The sequence below is a fragment of the Stenotrophomonas sp. PS02298 genome (genome assembly GCF_029959445.1).
In the GTDB taxonomy this organism is placed as follows: Bacteria; Pseudomonadota; Gammaproteobacteria; order Xanthomonadales; family Xanthomonadaceae; genus Stenotrophomonas.
Genome location: NZ_JASCOR010000002.1, coordinates 72,211 through 78,348, shown reverse-complemented (window position 1 = coordinate 78,348; position 6,138 = coordinate 72,211). Strand labels below are relative to the sequence as shown.

Annotated in this window: 9 protein-coding genes and 1 tRNA gene; 2 read left to right on the top strand and 8 right to left on the bottom strand. The window is 60.6% G+C overall.

Translation table 11 applies throughout. The features are described from left to right. Positions 1 to 231 precede the first annotated feature (231 nt). The 3 genes from QMX78_RS00860 to QMX78_RS00850 all read right to left on the bottom strand — a co-directional run bounded on the left by QMX78_RS00860 (position 232) and on the right by QMX78_RS00850 (position 1,946). Positions 232 to 996: a hypothetical protein gene (locus tag QMX78_RS00860; RefSeq protein ID WP_282265674.1), complete on the bottom strand. Its 765-nt coding sequence runs from the start codon at positions 994 to 996 to the stop codon at positions 232 to 234. 144 nt (positions 997 to 1,140) lie between these two features. Next, on the bottom strand, positions 1,141 to 1,605 hold the full coding sequence (locus QMX78_RS00855) for a cupin domain-containing protein (RefSeq protein WP_282265672.1): 465 nt from the start codon (positions 1,603 to 1,605) through the stop codon (positions 1,141 to 1,143). A 71-nt stretch (positions 1,606 to 1,676) separates the two neighbouring features. Beyond that, positions 1,677 to 1,946, bottom strand: a complete 270-nt coding sequence (locus QMX78_RS00850; protein WP_282265671.1) for a DUF333 domain-containing protein — start codon at positions 1,944 to 1,946, stop codon at positions 1,677 to 1,679. A 292-nt stretch (positions 1,947 to 2,238) separates the two neighbouring features. Between QMX78_RS00850 and QMX78_RS00845 the strand changes: the two genes are divergently transcribed. Both QMX78_RS00845 and QMX78_RS00840 read left to right on the top strand, forming a co-directional pair. Beyond that, the gene (locus QMX78_RS00845) at positions 2,239 to 2,547 is read left to right on the top strand and encodes a hypothetical protein (RefSeq protein ID WP_282265670.1); all 309 of its coding nucleotides are present in this window, start codon (positions 2,239 to 2,241) and stop codon (positions 2,545 to 2,547) included. Positions 2,548 to 2,790: 243 nt separating this feature from the next. Further along, positions 2,791 to 3,021: a DUF1653 domain-containing protein gene (locus QMX78_RS00840; RefSeq protein WP_282265669.1), complete on the top strand. Its 231-nt coding sequence runs from the start codon at positions 2,791 to 2,793 to the stop codon at positions 3,019 to 3,021. Between the two features lie 54 nt (positions 3,022 to 3,075). Here the strand turns inward: QMX78_RS00840 and QMX78_RS00835 are convergent, their stop codons facing one another. From QMX78_RS00835 to QMX78_RS00815, 5 genes are all read right to left on the bottom strand, one after another. Next, complete coding sequence (locus tag QMX78_RS00835) at positions 3,076 to 3,216, bottom strand: hypothetical protein (RefSeq protein WP_282265668.1); 141 nt, start codon at positions 3,214 to 3,216, stop codon at positions 3,076 to 3,078. Positions 3,217 to 4,414: 1,198 nt separating this feature from the next. Next, complete coding sequence (locus QMX78_RS00830) at positions 4,415 to 4,963, bottom strand: DUF805 domain-containing protein (RefSeq protein WP_282265666.1); 549 nt, start codon at positions 4,961 to 4,963, stop codon at positions 4,415 to 4,417. Positions 4,964 to 5,361: 398 nt separating this feature from the next. Next, positions 5,362 to 5,438 (bottom strand) — tRNA-Pro (locus tag QMX78_RS00825). 61 nt (positions 5,439 to 5,499) lie between these two features. Further along, on the bottom strand, positions 5,500 to 5,856 hold the full coding sequence (locus QMX78_RS00820; protein ID WP_057629341.1) for a MerR family transcriptional regulator: 357 nt from the start codon (positions 5,854 to 5,856) through the stop codon (positions 5,500 to 5,502). Then, positions 5,837 to 6,136 carry an integration host factor subunit alpha gene (locus QMX78_RS00815; protein WP_054657702.1) on the bottom strand — a complete coding sequence of 100 codons (300 nt, stop codon included), beginning with the start codon at positions 6,134 to 6,136 and terminating at the stop codon, positions 5,837 to 5,839. Before QMX78_RS00815 ends, QMX78_RS00820 begins: the two co-directional genes overlap by 20 nt. Positions 6,137 to 6,138: the final 2 nt, after the last annotated feature.

The window sequence follows — 6,138 nt, the reverse complement described above, 5'->3', positions numbered from 1 at the left end:
GAGCCATGCTCGGCAAGGGGCGTTCCCCGGAAAGTCCCATGCCGGGCATGGCTCGGCACTACATCGCGAAACCCCAGCGGAACGAGCAATGGCTCGGTGCCACCAATGCCGGCCCCATGGAATAGAGAAAATGGGCCTGCAACGTCATGCCGGCAATCACCATCAGCAAGTCAGCCAACCGACTTACTTCCAGCGCACCGATGTAAAAAATACGACGCTGACCCCGGTTTTCTACACGTAGCGAACCACCATTGCGCCGAACAGGCGGCACAACAACATGGTCATGGCAAAAGCGGTGGCAAAGGAGAACAGCCAGTTCACCTCCGCAGCCAGCAGCAGCTTCCCTTCTGCAGTCAATTGGCCTGCGTCCCGACGCCGGATCTGCCGCGACAAAAGCAACATCGACAGGCCGCCAAGCAGCAGCAAAGGCAACCAGGCGAAGATCAACATGGACAGGCTTCCGGCCGATGCCCTGCCAGCACTGTGGCGCGCAAGAAAGCCGCCAATCGCAAGCTGGTTCTCAAAAGGCAGAAAGATAAACAGCAGCGTCGCCATGCCAAGCAGCAGAAAGCCCAGATGACGCAACCGCAATTGCCACGGCCAAGCGATGACGGGCGGCGCGTCGGTACGCGTCGCACCAAATTGCATTGCCTTGCCGCCAGGCTCAAACCACCCGTGACCACGTCTGCGCTCGATATGCCAGAACCAGCGATAGAGCCCGCGCTGCAATATCAAGAACATAACCGTCGCCATGAACACCACCAACACGATGTTGAAGGCAACGGCACCGGCATTCCTGTCGGTCGAATCGCGTAACAGCGCAATGCCAATCCAACCACCAAACAACGCGCTCCAGCCAACCAGGAACAGCATCACGATCAGCAGCCAACGCCGCCACCGTGGCCCACGCAACCATGCCGGCATCTGCTGATCCCTCGCGTCTGGCGAACTATCGCCTGTGCCACCGCGCGGATCCGGACAACCATCATTCGCCATCAACCATCCTCACACGAAAAACCGGGGTCAGAGTGCGTTTTTCCATCCATGATGTCCTCTGCCGGGTCGCTGTCGCCTGCCGCGCGGCCGCACCCTGTACGCCGAACATCCGCGGCAAGGAAGTCACACCGAACGCCAACGCACCTATACCCAACCGTCATGTGTTTGCAGCCACACCGCGTCATCACTTGACGCCGCCATCAGCTCAAACCCCGACCACAGGAAGCCCGGCGCAACCATGCAGCTGACCAAAGCGTGCGAACCCAGCAGCCGCGCTGCCTGCCACACGCCTCTGGGCACGATCGCCAATGACTGCCGCCCATCGCCAACGGCACCCAGCTCGATCTGTTTGATTGCAGCGCCATTGCCCTCCCACAACAACAGCTGCAACGGTTCGCCCGCCTGCCACTGCCAAATCTCCTCCGCATCGATGCGATGCCAGGCGCTGCCCTGCCCCGCACCAAGCAGGTAGTGGATAGCCGTCAACGCAGGACGTGTTACACCCTCGACGATGATGTGTTGGGGCGATTCATGGAAGCGGCGGAAGTAGCCGCCTTCCGGATGTGGCGCCAACTGCAACTGCGCCACCAACTGGTCCACCGCGCTCATTCCAGGGTTCGCTCAAGCAGGACAAACCGTGACAGTAGCAAAGTCAGCCACATGCGATGCAAACCAGCGGCTTACTTCGTGCCGGCCGCGTTGTCGCGCCGGAACAGCTCCCATTCTTCGATCTGGGTGCCATCCGCAAGATGGCAGATGCCGTACTCACCACCCTCGCTGTTATTCTTGATCTCGACCTTGCCGCCCTTCTTCACGCAGTGCTCGGATGCAGGATTGGCCATGCCCACACGCGGCTGCGCAGCCTCTGTCTTCGCGTCGTCTTTCGGCGCACAGCCCGTGACCGCAGCAGACATCAGCAAGGCGGCTACACCAGGTACAAAGAATTTCATGGATGCTCTCCAGGATGACTGCCCTATTTTCGGCAGCGGGCCAGCAAAAGATTGTGATGACCCTGCGGTCTTGCCACCACCCCACGCGGGCGCCGCATTCAAAGTCTCGCGCAAAAGCGTTGCACGCGCTTTCCGGCTCTTGCGAGACCGCCAGAGCCTTGGGTTGCCAGACTGGTCCCTGCTCCAACAGTCCACCTAGACATCAACGCCACCGGCAGGATTACGCGGTACCTGCCGGTTTGAATCCCGTCTGGCAGCCGGTAAAATCCGTCCTTTGGCGAAGGAGCAGAACATGCCCAAAGACACGCTGCTTCACGACATGCTGACCACCGTGGACAGGCTCATCGCCGTCTTCTCCTCAGCCACCCCCGATGAGAAAGCCTGGCGCGAGGCGATCATCGAGATGCGCGAGATCCGCGCCTCATTGCCCGCATCTCCGCAATTGGAGAGATTCGTGGGCAAGCGCATCAGGCAGTCTCTCGATATCCGCGGCTTGAGCCTAACCAACGGCCCGGCCACGCGAGCGCTCCTCGGCCCTACCATCGTGAGCAACCTGACGCTGGCCAGGCAAGTGCTGGAAGGCTACCTGGGCAAGCGCTGAGGACAGACGCGAGTTGCCATCCACTCTTGGCGGCCCCTGACCTGGGCAGGAATCAGCGACAGGCTTGCATCAATGTATTGAGGCAGCACTTCCACCGTTCTCCGGCATTTGACCGGCACAAGCATGCTTGTGCCGGCATGCGCCTCTCGCGATGGATCGGCGTCGGCCTCGTTTTCAGTCCGCAGGGCAACCCTTTCTTCAAGCTACTACGATCCGCCGCCCCACCCGACAGAGAAACCATCAATGTCCGACCTACCGCCTCTTCCCAGTCTCGAACTTGGACGCTACCGCCATTTCAAAGGCGGCGAATACGAAGTCATCGGCCTCGCCCGGAGCAGCGAAACATTGGAAGCCCTGGTCCTCTACAAGCCCTTGTATGGCGACCTGGGCGTGTGGGCCCGACCCTATGCGATGTTCGTGGAACAGGTGACTGTCGACGGTGTCTCCCAGCCAAGGTTTGCCTACCAAGGCTGATACCTGCGTAGCAGACGCCAGCAGCACCCTCGCCGCCGCGGCCGGCTGATGGCCTTACCGGCAGGACAACCAGCTCAGAAGAGCGACCATCGCCAAAACCCAGAGCGCTGTCTTCACCGTTCCTTCGATCATGTTGCCGCCGAAAAGAAATTCCAGAACGCGCCACAGGGCGGATGGCTTACCGGGATAGTTCATTTGCAGCCTCATTACGTCAGACGTTGGGCGATCAAGCACGGCCGCCCTTTGGGGCTGTGATGCTAAACCCCACCGAGCAGCATTGCACCGTCTTGACGTACCCCAGCAGGGTCTGAGCAAAGTGAGGTGCTGCAAGAACAAACAAGCAACGTAGTACCAAGTCCGGAGGGAACTGCCGCTAGCGATGCCCCCATTTCTTGAACGCAATCTCTGCCGTCTCAGCTCGCAGTCTGCGCTCATTCCGCCGCGCCCATTCTTCGCATCCCGCCCTGCCGGTCTCGTAGCTCCGGCAGTTGCGTGGCGGATGCAGCACTGCTCCGTCAGGTGGAGGCAGGTGGTACGCCAGGTTCACGAACCACGATCCGTCCAGCCGCTCGACCAACCGGGATACTGCGATTTCGTTGACGTAGATCGCCGTCAGTTGGCTCTCGAAGTCTGCGACCTTCGCCCATTTGAAGTTCTGTGGAAGCATGGCCCAGCATGGCGCCGGGGCGTCTCAGAAGCTGGGATTCGCGGCCGATTGACGACATCAAAGCGCTTCTGCCAAGCGGCGCCGCCTTTAATGATCAGTCAGCCCTGAACTCATCCGGCCAGAGTGGCTCTCGCTCGATCGGCTGGCTGATCTGAATGCGGGGCGCCTCGATTCTCGAACCCTGCCCAACTGGAACTGGAGTTGGGACTGATCTCTCAATAAGTGTGTACGCCGAAAGAGAGAACTGGCGAAGAACTCCTTTGCACTTGTCGCCCCACAACGAGTGACCCGAATCAGTGTCGAACCTGATGGGTAGCGAGTACAGGCCATTCTGATCAGTGAGTGTCAGAGCAGGCCCGTAAGCTTGCGAATTCTGCAGCCAAGAGGCGCCCACCATGGCTCCAGCTAATGGCGCACCACTCGCATCGATGACGGAGCCAGAAATGACATAGAAGCGAGACTTGCATTTCGCCAGCCCCTCTGGAACAGCGACTACGAATAGAAGGAGTATCAGAAGTACTCGCATAGGACTAAACACCCAATGGCAGGATCCGTGGTTCGGTTATACCGGCTACACCGGTTATCCGCACCGCGTAATAACCACCCCGCCCTGCTTGAGACGACCCGACCTCCGGGTTGCAAAGTCGAGCTACAAGGTGACGGATCACCACTGGGTGCACGTCGCACCCGTATCCAGACATGTCACAGCCCATCGGGCACCCTTGCTTATCCCGCAGCCACCTCGGCCGGCTCCTTCGCCTTGCTGGGATAGGTAAGCAGATAGAGCAGCACCAGGATGCCACCAACCGGCGCCAGGCTGATCAACTGCCACCACGGGTTGAAACCAGCGTCGCGCAGGCGCCGGGTACAGGCCGCGATCCAGGGCAGCAGCACCACCAGCGAGGCGATTTCCAGCGCCCATTGGCCAATGGCTTCAGCGAAAAGCTGGGCGAAGGCAAGCACCATCGCCACAGCAAGTGCGAACCACCAGAAGTCCGCCCGCGGGGTTGTGCCGGTGAACTCCAGGCCGCGCAGCACGCCGTCGCGCATTGCCTCCAGTGCTGGCTGACTGGGGGACGGATTACCCGCCAGCAGGCTTTCGGCAGGCACCTCGAAGACGGCAGCCAGCGCGCGCAAGGATTCCGTCGAGATCTTCGCGCCGGACTCCAGGCGCTGGATGGTCCTCAGGTTCAAACCGCTCAGATTGGCCAACTGCTCCTGCGACCACTGCCGGCCAGTGCGGAGCTCGCGAAGTCGGGCGCTGTTGATGTGCATGAAAGACCCCTTGAATCAGTTGTTTGGCTTACCGACATCATCCTGCCCTTCCCGGTTCTGGGTAACGACATCAGCCCGACACGGGCAGGACACGAACCCGACCTGGCACTGGCGGCCCTCGGCCTGGCCCGAGCATAGCGCCCTGCGAGCCTGTGATTGATGTGTGCGGGGGGCATCCTGAGGGCCGCCCGCAGCGGATGGATTGGAGGCCGGAGACGACCAATCGCCGTTCCACGGCATCCAGTCCGCGCGACGACCGAACACCATCCCGGCAGGCCCAAAGCGCCGCGGCAAACAGTCAGCACCGCTGTCTCATTGCCGAAGCAGCAAACACCTGGCAACAAAACGAAAAAGGGCTCACGACGAATGCCGTAAGCCCTTGTTCTTAAATCAGTAATTGGTCGGGACGGCCGGATTTGAACCGACGACCCTCTGCCCCCCAGGCAGATGCGCTACCAGGCTGCGCTACGCCCCGATCGTTACTGCTTTCGCCTTGCGGCGAGCCGGTGATTATACCGGTTTTCACACAAAAAAGTTCAGCGACGGAGCAGTTGCAGCACTTCTTCCAGCTCCATGCGTACCTGCTTGATGATCTGGTTGCTCAGCGCCGACTCTTCGCGGGCGCCCTCGCCTTCCAGTCGCAGGCGGGCGCCACCGATGGTGTAGCCCTGTTCGTACAGCAGGCCGCGGATCTGCCGGACCATCAGCACGTCGTGGCGCTGATAGTAGCGGCGGTTGCCACGGCGCTTGGCCGGCTCAAGGCTGGGAAACTCGGTTTCCCAGTAGCGCAGCACGTGCGGCTTTACGTCGCACAGCTCGCTCACTTCACCAATGGTGAAATAGCGCTTGGCCGGAATCGGCGGAAGTTCGCGGTTACTGCCCGGATCCAGCATATGCCTCCACCCGCTCCTTGAGCTTCTGGCCCGGACGGAAGGTGACTACCGTACGGGCGGAAATCGGAATTTCCTCGCCGGTCTTGGGGTTGCGACCCGGGCGCTGGTTCTTGCGCCGCAGATCGAAATTGCCGAAGCCCGACAGCTTCACTTGACGTCCCTGTTCCAACGCATCGCGCAACACATCGAAAAACGCGTCGACAAATTCCTTGGCCTCACGCTTGTTCAGACCAACTTCGTCGAACAACCGATCCGCCATCTCCGCCTTGGTCAATGCCATGC